15 protein-coding genes are annotated in these 18,373 nt (G+C 70.6%); 7 read left to right on the forward strand and 8 right to left on the reverse strand.

The features are described from left to right. Positions 1–3: 3 nt before the first annotated feature. From ACNAYW_RS15095 to ACNAYW_RS15105, 3 genes are all read right to left on the reverse strand, one after another. Positions 4–1,062 (reverse strand): ABC transporter permease, encoded by a 1,059-nt coding sequence (locus ACNAYW_RS15095; protein ID WP_415850497.1) that lies wholly within the window; start codon positions 1,060–1,062, stop codon positions 4–6. Then, the gene (locus ACNAYW_RS15100; protein ID WP_415850498.1) at positions 1,062–2,084 is read right to left on the reverse strand and encodes a substrate-binding domain-containing protein; all 1,023 of its coding nucleotides are present in this window, start codon (positions 2,082–2,084) and stop codon (positions 1,062–1,064) included. The genes ACNAYW_RS15095 and ACNAYW_RS15100 overlap by 1 nt, the downstream gene beginning before the upstream one ends. Positions 2,085–2,204: 120 nt before the next feature. After that, complete coding sequence (locus tag ACNAYW_RS15105; protein ID WP_415850499.1) at positions 2,205–3,218, reverse strand: LacI family DNA-binding transcriptional regulator; 1,014 nt, start codon at positions 3,216–3,218, stop codon at positions 2,205–2,207. Positions 3,219–3,327: 109 nt separating this feature from the next. On the opposite strand from ACNAYW_RS15105, the gene ACNAYW_RS15110 reads away from it, so the two are divergent. Continuing rightward, positions 3,328–4,542, forward strand: a complete 1,215-nt coding sequence (locus ACNAYW_RS15110) for a Gfo/Idh/MocA family protein (RefSeq protein WP_415850500.1) — start codon at positions 3,328–3,330, stop codon at positions 4,540–4,542. A 20-nt stretch (positions 4,543–4,562) separates the two neighbouring features. Further along, entirely contained in the window at positions 4,563–5,576 is a 1,014-nt protein-coding gene (locus tag ACNAYW_RS15115; protein ID WP_415850501.1) for a sugar phosphate isomerase/epimerase family protein, read from the forward strand. A gap of 53 nt (positions 5,577–5,629) precedes the next feature. Here ACNAYW_RS15115 and ACNAYW_RS15120 read toward each other — a convergent pair whose 3' ends face one another. Further along, on the reverse strand, positions 5,630–6,805 hold the full coding sequence (locus ACNAYW_RS15120) for a Gfo/Idh/MocA family protein (protein ID WP_415850502.1): 1,176 nt from the start codon (positions 6,803–6,805) through the stop codon (positions 5,630–5,632). Between the two features lie 161 nt (positions 6,806–6,966). Here ACNAYW_RS15120 and ACNAYW_RS15125 point away from each other — a divergent pair, with 161 nt between their 5' ends. Beyond that, positions 6,967–8,421 (forward strand): sugar porter family MFS transporter, encoded by a 1,455-nt coding sequence (locus ACNAYW_RS15125; RefSeq protein ID WP_415850503.1) that lies wholly within the window; start codon positions 6,967–6,969, stop codon positions 8,419–8,421. 28 nt (positions 8,422–8,449) lie between these two features. Then, positions 8,450–8,803 carry a universal stress protein gene (locus ACNAYW_RS15130; RefSeq protein WP_415850504.1) on the forward strand — a complete coding sequence of 118 codons (354 nt, stop codon included), beginning with the start codon at positions 8,450–8,452 and terminating at the stop codon, positions 8,801–8,803. A 33-nt stretch (positions 8,804–8,836) separates the two neighbouring features. Here the strand turns inward: ACNAYW_RS15130 and ACNAYW_RS15135 are convergent, their stop codons facing one another. After that, positions 8,837–9,610 carry a fumarylacetoacetate hydrolase family protein gene (locus ACNAYW_RS15135; RefSeq protein WP_068521507.1) on the reverse strand — a complete coding sequence of 258 codons (774 nt, stop codon included), beginning with the start codon at positions 9,608–9,610 and terminating at the stop codon, positions 8,837–8,839. A 90-nt stretch (positions 9,611–9,700) separates the two neighbouring features. On the opposite strand from ACNAYW_RS15135, the gene ACNAYW_RS15140 reads away from it, so the two are divergent. Next, positions 9,701–10,921: an MFS transporter gene (locus ACNAYW_RS15140; RefSeq protein WP_415850505.1), complete on the forward strand. Its 1,221-nt coding sequence runs from the start codon at positions 9,701–9,703 to the stop codon at positions 10,919–10,921. Positions 10,922–11,037: 116 nt separating this feature from the next. Here ACNAYW_RS15140 and ACNAYW_RS15145 read toward each other — a convergent pair whose 3' ends face one another. From ACNAYW_RS15145 to ACNAYW_RS15155, 3 genes are read right to left on the reverse strand one after another with little or no spacing between them, the layout of a single operon-like run. Next, positions 11,038–12,057: a 3-isopropylmalate dehydrogenase gene (locus ACNAYW_RS15145; protein ID WP_415850506.1), complete on the reverse strand. Its 1,020-nt coding sequence runs from the start codon at positions 12,055–12,057 to the stop codon at positions 11,038–11,040. After that, positions 12,054–13,640 carry a phosphoglycerate dehydrogenase gene (gene serA / locus ACNAYW_RS15150; RefSeq protein WP_415850507.1) on the reverse strand — a complete coding sequence of 529 codons (1,587 nt, stop codon included), beginning with the start codon at positions 13,638–13,640 and terminating at the stop codon, positions 12,054–12,056. Before serA ends, ACNAYW_RS15145 begins: the two co-directional genes overlap by 4 nt. A 38-nt stretch (positions 13,641–13,678) precedes the next feature. Next, positions 13,679–14,941, reverse strand: coding sequence for a helix-turn-helix domain-containing protein (locus ACNAYW_RS15155; protein ID WP_415850508.1), 1,263 nt, complete (start codon positions 14,939–14,941; stop codon positions 13,679–13,681). A gap of 187 nt (positions 14,942–15,128) precedes the next feature. On the opposite strand from ACNAYW_RS15155, the gene ACNAYW_RS15160 reads away from it, so the two are divergent. Then, positions 15,129–16,565 (forward strand): class I adenylate-forming enzyme family protein, encoded by a 1,437-nt coding sequence (locus ACNAYW_RS15160; RefSeq protein WP_415850578.1) that lies wholly within the window; start codon positions 15,129–15,131, stop codon positions 16,563–16,565. A gap of 27 nt (positions 16,566–16,592) precedes the next feature. Continuing rightward, the coding region (locus tag ACNAYW_RS15165) for a DUF3556 domain-containing protein (RefSeq protein ID WP_415850509.1) at positions 16,593–18,373 on the forward strand (1,781 nt) is incomplete at its 3' end.

Below are 18,373 nucleotides of genomic sequence, written 5' to 3' on the forward strand. Positions count from 1 at the left end.
GGGTCACCTCTTCGCGGCGAAGTTGCGGAATGCGTTGTTGGCGATCACGGCGAACAGCAGCATGATGCCGAGGAAGAACTTGAACCAGTCGGGGTTCCAGCCGGCGTAGACGATGCACTGGTTGACCATGCCGAAGATGAACGCGCCGATCATCGCGCCCACCGCCGTACCGTAGCCGCCGGTGAGGAGGCAGCCGCCGATGACGGCGCCGATGATGTACAGGAACTCGTTGCCGACGCCCTGACCGGACTGCACGGTGTCGTAGGCGTACAGCAGGTGCTGCCCGACGAACCAGGCGCAGAAGGCCACGAACATGAACAGGCCGATCTTCACCTTGGTCACCGGGACGCCCACGGCCCGTGCCGAATCCTGGTTGCCGCCGACGGCGAAGATCCAGTTCCCGACGCGAGTGCGCATGAGGACGTAGGTGGCGACGACGGTGAACAGGATCCACCAGAGCACCGTCACCTTGAGGCCGACGCCGAAGACGTGGATCGTCGACGAGAAGACGGCCTGCGCAGAGGGGAAGCCCTCCATGTCCGCGATGGTCGGGGTGGCGACCTGGCCGGTGACCATCTTGGTGACCGCCAGGTTGATGCCGGTGAGCATGAGGAACGTGGCCAGCGTGATGAGGAAGCTGGGGATTCTGGTCCGCATCACCATGTAGCCGTTGAAGGCGCCGACCGCCAGCGACAGGCCCAGTGCGAGGAGGGATCCCACCCAGGTGTTCAGGTGGAGGTTGTAGGCGAGCATCGACGCCGCGAGCGACGAGAAGGTCACCGCCACACCGGTCGAGAGGTCGAACTCACCGCCGATCATGAGGACGGCCACCCCGCACGCCATGATGCCGATCGTCGAGCTGGCGTAGAGAACGGTGGCGAAGGCCTCCGGGCTCCGGAAGGGCGGGGCGACGATGAGGAAGAAGATCAGGATCGCGATCGCGCCGATCAGCGCGCCCACCTCGGGACGGAGGATCAGCCGCTGCAGGGGCTTCTGCTTCTTGACGCGCTCGTCGGTGACAGGCGTGTGCGTGCTGAGGTCGAGGGCCTCGTCGGTGGTCATCAGCGGGTACCGCCCTTGGCGAGCTCGGCGACCTTGTCCACGTTGGTCTTGTCGATGAACGCGGGACCGGTGAAGACGGCCTGCCCGCCGCCGATGGTGTTGCCGTTGATGATCTGCAGCCAGAGCGAGTCGATGGCGAGGTAGCCCTGCAGGTACGGCTGCTGGTCGACGGCCCACGCGACCTTGCCGTTCTGGATCGCTCCGACGAGCGCAGCGTTGGTGTCGAAGGTGACGATCCGCGGCTTGGCGCCGGCGCCCTCGACCGCCTTGGTGGCCGTGAGCGCGAAGGGCGCGCCCAATGCCACCACGGTGTCGATGCTCGGGTCCTGCTGCAGCTTGGCGTTGACCTTCGACTGCACGTCGGTCATGTCCTCACCGTTGACGTAGAGGTTCTCGACGGTGCCGCCCCCGAGTCCGGTCCGCACGCCGGCGCACCGCGATTCGAGCTGGACCTGGCCCTGCTGCTGAATGATGCAGATGGCCTTCTTCGCGCCCTCCTTGGCGAGGCGCTCGCCGACCGCGACGCCCGCGGTGGTCTCGTCCTGGCCGAAGTACTGCTGGATCCCCATCCGCGCGTAGTCGTTGTAGCCGGCGTTGAACGCGGACACCGGGATCCCGGCCTTCTGGGCGTTCTGCACCACGGCCTGGAACGCGTTGGGCGTGGAGAGCGTGAGCGCGATCCCGTCGACCTTGCTGTCGATCGCCGCCTGCACCAGGTTCGCCTGGTTGGGGGCCTGCGGGTCGTTGGAGTAGCGGAGAGTGACGTTGTCCTTCTTCGCGGCCATCTCCGCGCCCTTGCGGATGAGGTCCCAGAAGGTGTCGCCCGGCTGCTGGTGCGTGACCATGGCGATCGTCAGTCGCTCGGTGCCCGCCGAGCCGACCCCGGCGCCGCCGTCGCCGGTGTCGCGCGGCGCACCGCCCGTGCTCGAGCACCCCACCACCGTGATGAGCGCGGCCGTCCCGGCCGCCGTCGCGGCGAGCAGGGTACGGAGCCTCCGCGGCCGCTGCGTGGTCTTCTTCATTGCTGTGTCCCTTCGACCTCACCGAGTGAGACGACCCACTCGCTGAGCTGAATGTAGTACAGATCACAGCGCCTGCCTAGTGTTTGTTCAGACATACGCACATTGCCGCGATCTCGCGACTCAACCGGGTGGTGCGGTCGTGCCCCGCACGACCAGTCGCGGTGCGAGAACACGGCTCTCGCGGTCACGCGCCGCAGCGCCGCCCTCCAGCCCCATCCGGTCGCACAGGAGAGCACCCGCCTGGCTCCCCACGTCGAAACTGCGGTCGTCGACCGTCGTCAGCCCCACCAACCAGGTCGAGGCCAGCGAGGTGTCGTCGTAGCCGACGACGGACAGGTCGCGCGGGACGTCCAGCCCGCGTGCCCGGGCGGCCCCGAGCGCGCCGACGGCCATCACGTCGTTCGCGGCGAACACCGCGCTGATCCCGGGGTCCGCGGCCAACAGTTCGGTCGCGGCGCGGAAGCCGGCCTCGTCCGACGCCTCGCCGCGCCACGCGGCGTCGGTCACGGCCGCGCCCAGGCGGGCGGCCTCGGCGGCGAACGCCGCGCGGCGCACGTCGCCCGCCCCACCGCCGGCGCACACCTGGCCGAGAACGCGATGCCCGAGCTCCACGAGGTGCCGCGCGACGAGCCGCGCCCCTTCCGCATCGTCGTTGGCGACCGCGTCGAACCGCGCGTCCGCCACCGCGCGGGTGCCCGCGACCACGACCGGCGGCAGCGCCGCACCGTCGCGCGCGAGGAGCGATCGCGGAGGGTCCATCCCGAGCACGAGTCCGTCGACCCGCATCGCGAGCATGGACTCGACCGGATCCTCGGCCTGGTCCGCGGTCGCGACGTCGACGACCGCCAGGCGGTAGCCGGCCGGGCCCAGCGCGGCGTGCAGGCCGCGCACGAGGTCCACGAACCAGAGGTTCGTGTAGTCGTCGATCAGGACGCCGACGGTGCGCGTGCGCCGGGCGGCGAGGTTCGACGCCGCCCGGCTGGGGCGGTACCCGAGGTCGGCGATCGCCTCCTCGACGGCGCGGCGCGACGCCTCCCCGACGCGCGGCGACCCCTGCAGCACCAGCGAGACCAGGGACTTCGACACCCCGGCCCGCGTCGCGACGTCGTAGATCGTCGGCCGCTTCCCCGTCATGCCACCCCCTCTTGACAGGACATACGAACATTGCTCATGATTGTTGGAGCGCTCCAACTCACATCGACACTAGGTCGTGACGGAGCTCACAGCAACCCGAAGGAGGAACATGCACGGGAACAGCATCGGCGTCGCCGTGATCGGCGCCGGCATGGCCGGCAAGGCGCACGCCGCCGGCTACCGATCCGCCACCGCCGTCTACGGCCCCGGACTGCCGGACGTACGCCTGGTGTCGATCGCCGACGCGTACGAGCCATTGGCGCAGGACACGGCTCGCAGGTTCGGCTTCGAGCGGCACGACACCTCCTGGCAGGCGATCGCCGCCGCGGACGACATCGACGTGGTGAGCGTCGTCGTCGCCAACGCGCTGCATCGGGAGATCGTCGACGCGCTCCTGGCCGCGGGCAAGCACGTGCTGTGCGAGAAGCCCCTGTCGGACACCCTCGCCGACGCGCGCGCCATGGTGGCCGCCGGGGACGCGGCGGCCACCGCCGGAGTTCTGGGCCGCATCGGGCTGACCTACCTCCGCTCGCCGGGTATCGCCCTGCTCGGCGAGGTGGTGCGCAGCGGCCGCCTCGGTCGCCTCATCAATTTCGACGGCGCGTACTGGACCGACTACGCCTGCGACCCCGACGGCCCCATCAGCTGGCGGTTCAAGGGCCCGGCGGGCTCGGGCGCCCTCGCCGACATCGGCAGTCACCTCACCTACATCGCGGAGCTCTTCGGCGGCCCCGTCGCCACCGTCCGCGGCGCGACCCTGCACACGGCGCATCCGACGCGGCCGAGGCCGCTCGGCCGCGTCATCGGCCACGAGCACGGCGCGGTGAGCGAGGAGCGGGAGGTCGTCGAGAACGACGACACGGCAGGCTTCTTCGTCGATTTCGCGGCGGGCGGGATGGGCGCGCTGCAGGTCTCGCGCGTGGCCGCCGGGCACCCCAACACCCTGAAGTTCGAGGTCTTCTGCGAGCGCGGCTCGGCCGCCTTCGACTTCCGCAACCCCGGGCAGGTCCAGATCGTGTTCGCCGACGGCGACCACGCCCTCGGCGGCCCGCGGACGGTGACGCTCGGCCCCGACCACCCGTACTGGCGCGGCGGCCTCGCCATGGACGCGCCCGGTGTGGGGATCGGCCAGAACGACGGCTTCGTCTTCCAGGCGCGCGCCTTCCTCGAGGAGGTCGCAGGCCTGCCGTCCGCCGAATCGCTGCCGCGCAACGCGGACTTCGCCGACGGCCTGCACAACATGGAGCTCATCGACGCGGTCGCGCGGTCCGCCGCCGCCGGCGGTGCCCCCGTGGACGTGCCCGTACTCCTCCCCCAGTCCTGACACCTCCGACGGAGAACCTCATGAAACTCGGCCTGTACAACGCCGTCTACCACGACCGTCCGCTGCCCGAGGCGCTCCGCGCGATCGCCGACGTCGGCCTCACCGGCATCGAGCTCAACACCGGCGGCTTCCTCCCGCCCGTGCACGTGCCGAACATCGCCGACATCCTCGCCAGCGACACCGCCCGCGACGACTACCTCGGGATCTTCGAGGGAACCGGCGTCGCGATCGCGGGGCTGAACTGCAACGGCAATCCCCTGCACCCGAACCGTGCGATCGGCGGCCGGCACGCCGACGACATCCACCGGTCCATCCGCCTCGCCGCCCGGCTCGGCCAGGACCGTGTGGTCACGATGTCGGGTCTCCCCGGCGGCGACCCCGGTGCGGCGCACCCGAACTGGGTGGTGAACGCCTGGAACTCGGCCGCGCTCGACGTCCTGGACCACCAGTGGGAGATCGCCGCCGACTTCTGGCGCGAGACCGACCGGCTCGCCGCGGATCACGGCGTGAAGGTGGCCCTCGAACTGCACCCCCAGAACATCGTCTTCAACAGCGCGTCGGTGCACGAACTGGTGGACCGGACGGGCTCCACGCACCTCGGCGTGGAGCTCGACGCCTCGCACCTGTTCTGGCAGCAGATGGATCCCGTGGCGGTCGTTCGGCACCTCGGCGACCTCGTGGTGCACGCCGCTGCCAAGGACGTGCGCATCAACCCGCAGTACGCGGCACTGAACGGCGTGCTGGACAACTCCTTCCGCCGCCTGGGCCCCGACGAGGCCCGCACCAACCTCGGCGGCGACGAGTGGGCCAACGAGTGGCCGAAGCAGTCCGCGTGGGACTTCGTGGCGCTCGGCAAGGGGCACGACGTCGCGTACTGGACCGAATTCCTGCGCGCCCTGCACGAGGTGGACCCGGACATGCTCGTCAACATCGAGCACGAGGACACCGAACTGGGCCGCGAGGAGGGCGTCGCGGTCGCGGCCGAGGTCCTGCTCGCCGCGGACGTCGCGCTCACCGCGTCGCTCGCGGCGTGACGGACGACGGTGCCGACGGTCCGCGGACCGTCGGCACCGTGCGCTGCGGGGAGCTACCCCAGCGCGATCCAGCGCCCCTCGTCGACCGAGCGGGTCATGGCGTCCAGGGCACGGGCGCTGCGCACCGCGTCCTCCACGGTGGCGCCCTCCGGGACGCCGGTGACGATGGAACGCAGGAAGTGCTGGGCCTCGATCACCTTGAGATCGTCGTAGCCCATGGGATTCGCCGCACCGGGCTGGAACGCGGCGTAGTCGCCGCTGCCGGGTCCCACGTGCACCGTCGACACGGGCTGGTCCTGGAAGTCCGTACCGAGGGACGCCTCGAGCTCGCCCATGCGCCGGTAGTCCCAGCGCACCATGCCCGACGTGCCGTGGACCTCGAAGCCGTAGGAGTTCTGCTCCCCCACCGCGACCCGGCTCGCCTCGAGCACGCAGCGCGCCCCGGACGCCAGCCGCAACTGCGCCGACAGGTAGTCCTCGTTCTCGACGGGGCCGCGCACCCCGGAAGTGGCGAGTTGGTGCCCCGAGGTGGCGCCCGTTGGCTCGGATCGCTCGGGGATGAAGATTGCGGTGTCCGCCACCAGCGCGTCGATGTCGCCGAGCAGGTAGGTCACCAGATCGACGCCGTGGGAGCCGAGGTCACCGAGCACGCCGTTGCCGCCACGGTCCCGCTGGTAACGCCAGGTGAGGGCACCGTCGGGATGCGCGGCGTAGTCGCTGAACAGCCGGAATCGGGCGTGCGTGACGGTGCCGAGCCGGCCGTCGGCGATCATCGCCCGCGCCGCCCGCACCGCGGGCGCGTTGCGGTAGTTGAAACCGACGGCGGTACGCCGGTCGTTGCGCACGGCGGCCTCGGCGACCGCGGCGGCGTCCGCCTCGGTCAGCCCGACGGGCTTCTCGATCCACAGGTGCTTGCCCGCGTCGAGCACCGCGACGCCGATCTCACGGTGCAGGAAGTTCGGCACGGTCACCGAGACGGCGTCGACCGTCGGGTCGTTCAGGACGGCGCGCCAGTCGGTGTACGCCGCACCCGCCCCGAACCGGGCGGCGAAGGCCTCCGCGCGCCCAGGGACGTCGTCCGCCACCGCCGTCAGCACAGGCACCGCCGGACCGTCCGGGTAATGGTGCGGCACCCGGGCGTACGCCTGCGCGTGCACCCGCCCCATCCAGCCCATCCCGATCACGGCCACCCGCACCGGGGTCTGATCCTGCAGCGTCTCGTCGTGCATCGTGTGCCACCTCCATCGTTTACCGCCGAGCGAACACCGTCAGAATGCCACGCATTCCGCTATATGTCCTAACATTCTTTCAATCTTGGCGAACTACTTGTCAAACAGGCTCGCAGTCTGGTGTGATGTTCCTCACGCGGACAGCGGGAAGGACTTCGACAATGACACACGGAAGCACCAGCACGCCGGAGGGCGGAACAGCACTGCCGCCCCTGCGACCCGGCCCTCACCAGCGGCGGATGGACCTGGTCGCGGTCGTCGCGACCTTCGGCGGACTGCTCTTCGGGTACGACACCGGCGTGCTCAACGGCGCACTGGAGCCCATGAAGCACGACCTGGGGCTCACCACCACGACCGAAGGCCTGGTGGTGAGCACGCTGCTCATCGGCGCCGCGGTCGGCGCGCTGGTCTGCGGCCGACTGGCGGACGCCATCGGGCGGCGGAAGACGATGATCATCCTCGCGGTCGTCTTCTTCGTCGGCACCCTCGGGGCGGTCTTCGCGAACGATCTGGCGGTGATGCTGCCCGCCCGGTTCGTCCTCGGTCTCGCGGTCGGCGGAGCCTCGGTCGTCGTCCCCGTCTACCTGTCCGAGCTGGCGCCCACCGAACGTCGCGGCGCCCTCGGCGGCAGGAACGAGCTGGCGATCGTGGTCGGCCAGCTGCTCGCCTTCGTCATCAACGCGATCATCGCGCGCGTGTGGCCCCCGCTCACCGACGCCAACCCGGACGGCCACCCCGGGGTGTGGCGGATCATGCTCGCGGTGTGCGCCGTGCCCGCCGTCTTCCTGTTCCTCGGCATGCTACGGATGCCCGAATCGCCCCGGTGGTACATCTCCAAGGGGCGCGACGACGAAGCGCTCGCAGTGCTGATGCAGGTCCGCACCGAGGATCGGGCGCGCGCCGAGATGGCGGAGGTCGAGCACCTCGCCCGGGAGGAGGAGGCAGCGCAGACGGGCGGCTGGGCCGACCTGGCCATCCCGTGGGTCCGCCGCATCATGCTCGCCGCGGTGATCCTGGCGATCGCCCAGCAGCTCACCGGCATCAACTCGGTGATGTACTACGGCACCGAGATGCTCAAGACCGCGGGCTTCAGCGACAGCGCGGCCCCGATCGCCAACATCTTCATGGGCGTCTCAGCGGTGATCGGTAGCGCCGTCTGCCTGTTCGTCCTCATCGACCGGGTCCCCCGGCGCACGCTCATCATCACGGGCATGATCGGCGTGACCGTCTGCCACGGCCTCACCGTGCTGTCGGCGTTGATCCTGCCCGAGGGCAAGATCCAGGCCTACGCGGTCCTGATCTTCGTGGCCCTGTTCGTGCTGGCCATGCAGACGGCTCTCAACGTGCCGGTGTGGGTGTGCCTGTCGGAGCTCTTCCCGCTGCGGCTGCGCGGCTTCGGCATGGGCCTGTCGGTGCTCGTACTCTGGCTGACGAACGCGCTCGTCGGGCAGTTGTTCCCCACCCTGATCAAGGTCGGTGGCATCGTCGGTACGTACGGCACGTTCTTCGTGGTGTGCGCGCTGTTCGGTCTCCTGATCTACAAGACCCTGCCCAACACGAGCGGCCGTTCGCTGGAGGACCTGGAAGAGTCCTTCTCCCGCGGCGACTTCCGCTGACCGGATCGCTTACGACACGAGGAGAATCATGACCATCATCGTCGCGGTCCCCGGCACTACCGAAGGCCCCGTCGCGCTGCGCGCCGGCGTCGAGGAGGCGAAGTCCCTCGGCACCGATCTCGTTGCCGTCAACCTCGGCATCACCACGCTCGACGTCTCGGGCGTCGACGGCGAGGTGCCGATCACCGTCGTGGAGCGGACGGGACGCGGCGACCGCGACCCCGTCGACGCCGTGCTGGACGAGATCGACGAGCGCGGCGCGACCCGCCTCGTGATCGCGGTCCGCCGCCGGTCGTTGGTGAGCAAGGCCGTTCTCGGCAGCGTCAGTCAGCGTCTGATCCTGAATTCGCCGATCCCCGTGCTCGCCGTCAAGGCCGACTGAGCAGCTGCCGGTCGGTCACGTGCCGAGCCGCCGTCAGCGGTCCTCGGCGAGGCTGGTCAGCGTGCCGATGCCCTCGACGGTGACGGCGACGTGCTGGCCGGCGGTGATGGGACCGACGCCCTCCGGGGTGCCGGTGAGGATCACGTCGCCCGGCAGCAGGGTCATGACCGACGAGATCCACTCGACGATGTCGCCGATGGAGTGGATCATCAGCGACGTGCGCGAGTCCTGCTTGATCTGGCCGTCGAGCTCGGTGTAGATCCGCGCGTCGGACGGGTCGAACTCGGTCTCGATCCACGGGCCGAGCGGGCAGAAGGTGTCGTAGCCCTTGCCGCGGGTCCACTGACCGTCGTGGCGCTGCTGATCGCGCGCGGTGACGTCGTTCGCCACGGTGTAGCCGAGGATGACGTCCTTCGCGCGAGCCGCGGGGACGTCGCGACAGGGCTGGCCGATGACCACGGCCAGTTCGCCCTCGTAGTCCACCTGCTCGGAGCTGCGCGGCAGCTTGATCGGCGCCAGCGGGCCGATGATCGAGGTGTTGGGCTTGATGAAGATCACGGGGTCCTTGGGCGCCTCGCCACCCATCTCCGCAGCGTGGGCCGCGTAGTTCTTGCCGATGCAGACCACCTTGCTGGCGAGGATCGGGGCGAGCAGTCGCACGTCGTCGAGCGCCCAGCTGCGGCCGGTGAACTCCGGTGTGCCGAAGGGGTGCTCGGAGATCTCGCGGGCCCGGGCACCGTCCTCGGGGTCTCCCTCGATGGCCGCGAACGCGACCCCGTCACTGCTGGCGATTCGTGCAAGGCGCATGCCGCGAGCCTACCGTTCGACGCCGATACTTCGATCCACTAGGCTTCGTCTCAAATAGTAAGCATGATGTCTCACTAGTTGGGAGTAGCGATGGAGATGTCCGCCGCCCGCCGCTGGTGGATCCTGGTGGTCTCGATGACCGCCGCGATCACCACGACCGCCGCGGTGAACTGCACCGCCTTCCTCCTCCCCGAGCTCATCCAGGGCGGCCTGAGCCCGCAGCGCGCGGGACTCTTCGCCGCCGCCGCCCCCGCCGGGCTACTGCTCACCACGATCCTCTGGGGCGCGATGATCGACCGCTACGGCGAGCGGCGCGTCCTCCTGATCAGCATGTCGGGCTCCGCGATCGGGCTCGCCGGCACCGTGGCCGCGTTCGCCGCGAACGCGCCCCTCGCGGTGAGCGCCGCCGGCCTGTTCGTCTCCTCCGCCATGGCGGCGAGCGGCAACGGCGCGAGCGGCCGCATCGTGGTGGGCTGGTTCCCCGCGTCCAGCCGCGGGACGGCGATGGGGATCCGGCAGACCTCGCAGCCGCTGGGCATCGCGCTCCTCTCGCTCACGATGCCCCTCCTCGCGAGCCGCGCCGGACTGACCGCCGCGATGCTGGTGCCGCTCGCGGTGGCGGTCGTCTCCGTCGTGCTGGTGTGGTTGTTCATCGTCGATCCGCCGCGGCCCGGAACCGGCCCCGCGGCGGTGGAGGCCCGGACGAACCCGTACCGCGAGGATTCCTTCCTGGTCCGCATCCACGCCGTCTCGCTGCTGCTCGTGCTCCCGCAGGGCGCGATCTGGACGTGGGGCATCACGTGGCTGATCGTCGGGCTGCACTGGGCGCCCGCGACCGCCGGGCTGCTCGTCTCCGCGAGCCAGCTGCTCGGCGCGGGCGGCCGGATCCTGGCGGGCGTGTGGTCGGACCGGCTGGGATCGCGGACCGCGCCGATCAAGTGGATCGCGCTGGCGGCCGCCGCATCGATGGGTGGCCTCGGCGCGCTCGCCGCGGTCGGCTCCCCCGTCGCCGTCGTGGTGCTCCTGGTCGCCTCGGTGGTCACCGTCGCCGACAACGGGCTGGCGTTCACCGCGATCGCCGAGAAGGCGGGCCCGTACTACAGCGGTCGCGCGCTCGGGATCCAGAACACCGGGCAGTTCGTCGCCACGACGGCCGCCGGGCCGATCCTCGGTGCCCTGATCCACGCGACGAGCTTCGGCGCCGCCTTCGCCATCGTGGCCCTGGCCCCGCTGCTCGCCTACCCGCTGGTCCCCTCCGACGCGAAGCCCGCAGAACTGCCGGAGGAGGCACCGTCGGGCACCCGCACGTGACTTAACAGCGTTAGCCCAGCGCGACACGCCCAAAAGAGCAGGGCTCTACTGCTGTTAAGTCAGGAATGCCCGCCCCTGGCGAGCGCAGGGGCGGGCATTCTCGATGATCGTCGGTACTACGCGGCGAGAGCGGCGGCGATGCGGTCGCCGACCTCGGTGGTGCGGATCGGGGCGTCGCCGCGGGCGGCGAGGTCCGCGGTCACCGCGTCCTCGATGCGCTGCGCGCCCTCCGCGTTCCCGAGGTGCCGCAACAGCATCGCGGCCGACAGGATGGCCGCGGTGGGGTCCGCGACGCCCTGGCCGACGATGTCCGGGGCGCTGCCGTGCACGGGCTCGAACATCGACGGGTTGGTGCCCGTCGCGTCGATGTTGCCCGACGCGGCCAGGCCGATGCCGCCGGAGATCGCGCCGGCCTCGTCGGTGAGGATGTCGCCGAAGAGGTTGTCCGTGACGATGACGTCGAACCGGGACGGGTCCGTGACCAGGTAGATCGTGGCCGCGTCGATGTGGCTGTAATCCACGGCGACGTCGGGGAACTCGGTGGCCACCTCGTCGACGGTGCGCTGCCACAGCGAGCCGCCGAAGACGAGCACGTTGGTCTTGTGCACCAGCGTCAACTTCTTGCGGCGCGTGCGCGCCAGCTCGAACGCGAAGCGCACCACGCGCTCCGCGCCGAACCGGGTGTTGACCGAGGTCTCGTTGGCGACCTCCTGCGGGGTGCCGACGCGGATCGCGCCGCCGTTGCCCGTGTAGGCCCCCTCGGTGCCCTCGCGGACCACGACGAAGTCGATCTCGCCCGGGTTCTTCAGCGGCGACTCGACACCCGGGAAGAGCTTCGACGGGCGCAGGTTCACGTGGTGATCCAGCGCGAACCGCATCTTCAGCAGCAGGCCGCGCTCGAGCACGCCGGGCGGGACCTTGCGCGGGTCGCCGATGGCGCCGAGCAGGATCGCGTCGTGCTCACGCAGCGACGCCAGATCCTCGTCGGTGAGCAGCTCACCGTTGCGCTCGTAGCGGCGGGCACCCAGGTCGTAGTCGGTGGTCTCGATCTCGCCGACCACCGCGCGCAGCACCTTGAGCGCCTCCGCCGTCACCTCGGGACCGATGCCGTCCCCACCGATCACCGCGAGCTTCACGACAGGTCCACCTGAGCGATGGTGGTGGCGGCGACCGCGTCCGCGATCGCCTGCTGCACCTGCGCCGGGACGGCCTGGCTGACGCGGAGCAGCACCGTCGCGCCGGAGCCCTCGGCGTCCTGGCTGAGCGCCGCGGCCTGGATGTCGATGCCGGCGTCGCCGAGCAGCGTGCCGATCTTGCCCAGCGAGCCCGGCTGATCGCCGTAGGCGATGAACAGGTTCAGGCCCTCGGCGCGCAGGTCGAAGTTGCGGCCGTTGATGTTGGTGACCTTCTCGACGCGGCTCAGGCCCGACAGGGTGCCCGCGACGTTCTGCACGGTGCCGTCGCCGTACACGGCGCGCACGTCGACCAGGCTGCGGTGGTTGGGGCTCTCCGAGACCTTCTCGAGCTCGACGGTGACGCCGCGCTCCTCCGCCAGGGCGGGGGCGTTGACGAAGGTGACGGCGTCCTCGATGACGGCGGAGAACAGGCCGCGCAGTGCCGAGAGCTGCAGGATGTCGACGTTCTCGCTGGCCAACTCGCCGCGGACGGTGACGCCGATCTTCTCCGGCAGCTGTCCGGGCAGGCCGCCCAGCAGCACGCCCAGCTTGCGGGTGAGCTCGAGCCAGGGCGCGACCTCCTCGTCGACCGCGCCGCCCTTGACGTTGACGGCGTCCGGGACGAACTCGCCGGCCAGGGCCAGGCGGACGCTCTTGGCGACGTCGGTGCCGGCGCGGTCCTGGGCCTCCGAGGTGGAGGCGCCGAGGTGCGGGGTCACCACGACCTGCGGCAGCTCGAACAGCGGGCTGTCGGTGCAGGGCTCGGTCTCGAAGACGTCGAGGCCGGCGCCGAAGACATGGCCCGAGGTGATCGCGTCCGCGAGGGCCTGCTCATCGATGAGGCCACCGCGGGCGGCGTTGACGATGACGACACCCTTCTTGGTGCGGGCGAGCGCCTCGCGGCCGATCAGGCCCTTGGTCTCCGGGGTCTTCGGGAGGTGCACCGAGATGAAGTCGGCGCGCTCGAGCAGCTCGTCCAGGGTGAGCAGCTCGATGCCGAGCTGCGCGGCGCGGGCCGGGCTCACGTAGGGGTCGTAGGCCACGATCTTGGTCTCGAAGGCGGCGAGGCGCTGCGCGACGAGCTGACCGATGCGGCCCATGCCGACGACGCCGACGGTCTTGCCGAGGATCTCGACGCCGTTGAACGCGCTGCGCTTCCAGGTGTGCTCGCGCAGGGTCTTGTCCGCGGCGGGGATCTGGCGGGCGGTGGCGAGCATCAGCGCGACGGCGTGCTCGGCGGCGGTGTGGATGTTCGACGTGGGCGCGTTGACCACGAGGACGCCGCGCTCGGTGGCGGCGGGCACGTCGACGTTGTCCAGGCCGACGCCGGCGCGGGCGACGATCTTGAGCTTGGTGGCGGCGGCGAGCACCTCCGCGTCGACGGTGGTCGCGGAGCGCACGAGCAGCGCGTCGGCCTCGGGGACCGCGGCGAGCAGGGCGGGGCGGTCGGGGCCGTCGACCCACTTCACCTCGACGTCGTCACCGAGCGCCTCCACAGTCGACGGTGCCAGCTTGTCGGCGATCAATACCACGGGACGGGTCACTTGCGCTCCTCATTCACGGTGCCGGTTGCAGGGTCAGCTTAGTGACCTGCGTCGGCGGCCTTCCCCGCCGGGTTGCCGGGAGCCTGCGTGCCGAAGATCCGGCGCACCGCCAGCGCCACCTCCACGTCCAGCCGGTCGTCGCCGATCTCCCGGCCCCGGCGCGCCACCGCGCGGCGCACCCGGTACTTCACCGAGTTGGCGTGCAGCAGCTGCTGCTCGGCCGTCGCCTTGAAGCTGCCGCCGGTGCGCAGGAAGATCTCGAGGGTGCTCCGCAGCCGCTCGTCGGCGGCGGACCCACCGGTCAGGTCGCCGAGCACCCCGTCGGCCCACGCCCGAGCGGCGCCCACGTCGTGCGCGACGAGCGCGGCCAGGCCCACGCCCGGATCGGTCGCGACGAGCAGCCGCGCGTCCGTCGCGTCCGCGACGCGGCGCACCTCGCGCGCCGCCCGGTTCGTGGCGCGGAAGCCCTCGACGCCGCCCCGCGGCGGCCCGAAGACGACGCGGGGCGCATCCGGGTCGGCGGCCGCGAACGCCCGGGCGGCGACGATCGCCGCCTCGCCGTCGTCCACCGGCAGCCACGCCCACGCGGTGAGGCGGTCGACCGCCACGGTGAGCGGCGGCGCGGCGGCGCCCGCGGCGGCACCGAGCTCGCGGAGGAAGCGTTCGATCCGCTCGACCTCGTCGACGCCCTCGGAGTACCACACGACCATGCCGATGTGGTTGGCGCGCAGCGGGTACCGGATGCTCGCCGATGCGGCGGCCACGCTCGGCACCTCGCCCTCGAGCACCTCGAGGACGCGCACTGTTCGCGCACCGCTGCGGGCGTCCACCCACGCCGCCCGCTCGGCCTCGTACTCGTCGAGCACGCGCCGGGTGACGACGTCGTTGTAGTCGAAGGACCACCCCACCACCCAGCGCAGGGCCGCCTCGCGGAGTTCCTGTCCCGCTTCGGGGTCCGCATCGAGCGCCTCGCCGATGAGGTCGATCATCGTCTGCTGCCCCAGGTAGTAGGCGCGGACCAGCGAGGTCGCGGCCATCCCGCGCTGCGCCACGCGACGGGGGTACTCGAGCGCGGCGAGCGGGACCTCGATCCGCTGCACCGGCACGTCGAGGACGACCGCGTGGGTGACGTTCTCGACGTTGGCCTCGACGCTCGCGGCCAACGAGCCGAAGATCGCCTCGTCGGCGCGCAGGTCCGGAAGGTCGGCAGCGATCCGTTCCGTCATGGCGTCGGCCACCTGCTGCCGCGACGCGGCCCCCAGCACCCGGGCGATCAACTTCCGCGGCGCATCCGACTCCATCGTCAAATTCTAGCGCCGTCACAGGGATGGAGTCGCATGAATTCGTCCTCCGAGGACGAAATCCGCGTCACATGTCGTCGCCGGTGGACGATGTGACCCCGATCACGACCGCCCTACCGTGAAAGCACCCACCGGACAAGGAGCCACCGTGACCTACGAGTTCACCACCTTCGCCCACCTGCCCGCGATGCGCGCCGCCGCGGCGCCGCACGCGCCGGCTGTCGCCGACGACGCGATCGACCTCGACAACGCCGCCTTCGACGCCGCGGTGCGCAGCGCGGCCGCCGCGCTCCGCGGCGCCGGAATCGGCCGCGGCGATGTCGTCGCGGTGAAGCTGCCCAACACGGCTCTGCTCGTGGTCACCCTGTTCGCGGCGTGGCGCCTGGGCGCCGCCGCGACCCCGATCAACCCGTACCTGGCCGGGCCGGAGGTCGAGTACCAGGTGCAGGACGCGGGCGCCGCGGTCCTGGTCACCGACGCCGACGCACCCGCCGGAGCCACGGTCATCCCCGCCGACTCCCTGCTCGGGCACGCCCCGGACACCGCGGAGCCGGCCGCGGCACCGTCGGACCTGGCCCTGCTGATCTACACCTCCGGCACCACGGGGCGCCCGAAGGGCGTGATGCTCGACCACGCGAATCTGGTGGCGATGAGCGAGATGTCCACGGCCGCCTTCGCGTTCGACGAGAACGATCACAGCCTGCTGATCCTGCCGCTGTTCCACGTCAACGCGATCGTGGTCTCGACGCTCAATCCGCTGCGCGGCGGCGGCCGCCTGACGATCGCCGGCCGGTTCGACCCGCGCACCTTCTTCCAGGTGCTCGAGGAGACCGGCGCGACCTACTTCTCCGCGGTCCCCACGATCTACACGATGCTGGCGGGACTGCCGCCCGAGGTGCGGCCCGACCTGTCGAAGGTGCGCTTCGGCGTCTGCGGCGCCGCGCCCGCGAGCCGGGAACTGCTCGAGGGCTTCGAGGCCCGCTACGGGTTCCCCCTCATCGAGGGCTACGGCCTGTCCGAGTGCACCTGCGCCGCGACGTGCAATCCCCTCGACGGCGTCCGCAAAGTCGGCAGCGTGGGGGTGCCACTGCCCGGCCAGCGGATCCGGATCGCCGGGCCCGACGGTGCCGACGTCCCGGTCGGGGAGCCGGGCGAGGTGCTGCTCGCCGGACCGAACATCATGCGCGGCTACCTCGGCCGGCCCGACGAGACCGCGAAGACGATCGTCGACGGCTGGCTGCACACCGGCGACGTCGGCGTCCTCGACGAGGACGGCTACCTGCGCCTCGTCGACCGCGCGAAGGACATGATCATCCGCGGCGGGGAGAACATCTACCCCAAGGAGATCGAGACCACCGTCTACGGCGTCGACGGCGTGGCCGAGGCGGCCGTCATCGGCAGGCCCGACGCGAAGTACGGCGAGCTGCCGGTCCTCTACGTCTCCGCCGCGCCCGGCGTCCGGCTCGACGTCGACACCATCGCGGCGCACGCCCGCGCCCAGCTGGCGAAGTTCAAGCAGCCCGTGTCGATCACCGTGCTCGAGTCGCTGCCGAAGAACCCCGTCGGCAAGATCGACAAGCCTTCCCTGCGCCGGCTCGACGCCGCCTCCACCCAGCCCGCCTGATCCGCCTCCCCCGTAAGGACTCTCATCATGGGATTCATGAAACCCGACCTCCCCGAGGTCGACCCGGCCGAGTTCAACACCCGCCCACTGCAGGACCGGCTCCGCTTCGCCACTCAGCGCTGGGTGGATCACGGCTTCGGCACGCAGAAGGTCGCCTTCGTCATCTACGTCGTGAAGCTGGTGGTGCTGTACGCCTTCGGCGGCGTCCTCATCGCCACCGCGACGTCCGGTCTGCACTTCTGGGAGGTGTCGGCGTGGTGGAACCAGCCCATCGTCTACCAGAAGCTGGTGCTGTGGACCACCCTGCTCGAGGCCATCGGCGTGGCCGGCGCCTGGGGGCCGCTGACCTTCAAGATCAAGCCGATGACCGGCGGGATCCGGTTCTGGGCTCGCACGGGCACCATCCGGCTGCGCCCGTACACGTGGGTGCCCGGCACCGCCGGAACCCGCCGCACCGCACTCGACGTCGGCCTGTACTGGCTGCTGCTCGCCTCGCTGGTGGTGGGCATCGCACTCCCCGGTGTGATCGTGACCGACTCGTCGCCGTACGAGCTCGTCGCGCCGTGGCTGATGATCGCGCCCGTCGCCCTGCTCATCCTGATCGGCCTGCGGGACAAGACGATCTTCCTCGCCGCCCGCGGCGAGCAGTACATGCCGGCGCTGATCATGTTCGGGCTGCTGCCGCTGCTCTCCTTCGCGACGATGATCGTCGGGCTCAAGCTGCTCATCGTCGTGGTCTGGGTCGGCGCCGGCATGTCCAAGATCGGCAAGCACTTCATCAACGTCATCCCGGTGATGGTCTCCAACTCCCCCTGCATGCCCTTCAAGGGCCTGCGCCGCGCCCACTACCGGAACGCCCCGCACGACCTGCTGCCGTCGCGGCTCGCCCGGTTCATGGCCGAGGGCCTCGGCACCTTCGTCGAGATCGTCGCGCCGCTCATCCTGCTGTTCTCGATGAACCGCACCGTCACCGTGATCTGCGCCGTGTTCATGGTGTGCTACCACCTGTTCATCATCTCCACCTTCCCGCTGGCGGTCCCGCTGGAATGGAACCTGCTCTTCGCGTACACCGCGTTGTTCCTGTTCGTCGGGTTCCCCGCGCAGGACGGCTACTCGGTGCTCGACATGTCCCCGGCGTGGCTGATCCTCGTCGTACTGGCCGCGCTCCTCGTCTTCCCGGTGCTGGGCAACATCCGTCCCGACAAGGTCTCGTTCCTCCCCTCGCTGCGGCAGTACGCCGGTAACTGGGCGACGGGCATGTGGGCCTTCGCACCCGGCGCCGAGGAGAAGCTGAACCGCGTGCAGCGGCAGACCACCAACACGGTCGACCAGTTCGTGGCGACCGGCGTCGACCGCGCGTGGGCGGAGACGCTCATGAACATGGGCCTCGGCTGGCGCGCGATGCACAGCAACGGCCGCGGCCTGTTCTCGACGATGCTCAGCCACGTGCCCGACGTCGAGCAGCGGACGCTGCGCGAGGGCGAGCTCGTGTGCAACACCCTGATCGGCTTCAACTTCGGTGACGGCCACCTGCACGACGAGACGCTCGTCGCCGCGGTGCAGGAGCAGGCCGGGTTCGAACCGGGCGAGCTGATCGTCGTCTGGGCCGAGTCGCAGCCCATCACCCGATTCAGCCAGGACTTCAAGATCATCGACGCCGCGCTCGGCGTCGTGGCCCGCGGCCGGTGGAGCGTCACGGAGTGCGTGACGACCCAGCCCTGGCTGCCGGACGGGCCCGTCGCCTGCGAGATCACCTGGTCAGCGGACCACGGCCGCTTCCCGCTCGGCACCGGGCTAGGCTCGCGGGC

The sequence above is a fragment of the Tsukamurella ocularis genome (assembly GCF_965138335.1).
GTDB classification, from domain to species: domain Bacteria; phylum Actinomycetota; class Actinomycetes; order Mycobacteriales; family Mycobacteriaceae; genus Tsukamurella; species Tsukamurella ocularis_A.

What these genes read in the sequence shown, in the direction of transcription:
- ACNAYW_RS15095 (WP_415850497.1), bottom strand. Translation starts at nt 1,062, where the DNA reads ATGACCACCGACGAGGCCCTCGACCTCAGCACGCACACGCCTGTCACC.
- ACNAYW_RS15100 (WP_415850498.1), bottom strand. Translation starts at nt 2,084, where the DNA reads ATGAAGAAGACCACGCAGCGGCCGCGGAGGCTCCGTACCCTGCTCGCC.
- ACNAYW_RS15105 (WP_415850499.1), bottom strand. Translation starts at nt 3,218, where the DNA reads ATGACGGGGAAGCGGCCGACGATCTACGACGTCGCGACGCGGGCCGGG.
- ACNAYW_RS15135 (WP_068521507.1), bottom strand. Translation starts at nt 9,610, where the DNA reads ATGCGCCTTGCACGAATCGCCAGCAGTGACGGGGTCGCGTTCGCGGCC.
- ACNAYW_RS15140 (WP_415850505.1), top strand. Translation starts at nt 9,701, where the DNA reads ATGGAGATGTCCGCCGCCCGCCGCTGGTGGATCCTGGTGGTCTCGATG.
- ACNAYW_RS15110 (WP_415850500.1), top strand. Translation starts at nt 3,328, where the DNA reads ATGCACGGGAACAGCATCGGCGTCGCCGTGATCGGCGCCGGCATGGCC.
- ACNAYW_RS15120 (WP_415850502.1), bottom strand. Translation starts at nt 6,805, where the DNA reads ATGCACGACGAGACGCTGCAGGATCAGACCCCGGTGCGGGTGGCCGTG.
- ACNAYW_RS15130 (WP_415850504.1), top strand. Translation starts at nt 8,450, where the DNA reads ATGACCATCATCGTCGCGGTCCCCGGCACTACCGAAGGCCCCGTCGCG.
- ACNAYW_RS15160 (WP_415850578.1), top strand. Translation starts at nt 15,129, where the DNA reads ATGCGCGCCGCCGCGGCGCCGCACGCGCCGGCTGTCGCCGACGACGCG.
- ACNAYW_RS15115 (WP_415850501.1), top strand. Translation starts at nt 4,563, where the DNA reads ATGAAACTCGGCCTGTACAACGCCGTCTACCACGACCGTCCGCTGCCC.
- ACNAYW_RS15155 (WP_415850508.1), bottom strand. Translation starts at nt 14,941, where the DNA reads ATGGAGTCGGATGCGCCGCGGAAGTTGATCGCCCGGGTGCTGGGGGCC.
- ACNAYW_RS15125 (WP_415850503.1), top strand. Translation starts at nt 6,967, where the DNA reads ATGACACACGGAAGCACCAGCACGCCGGAGGGCGGAACAGCACTGCCG.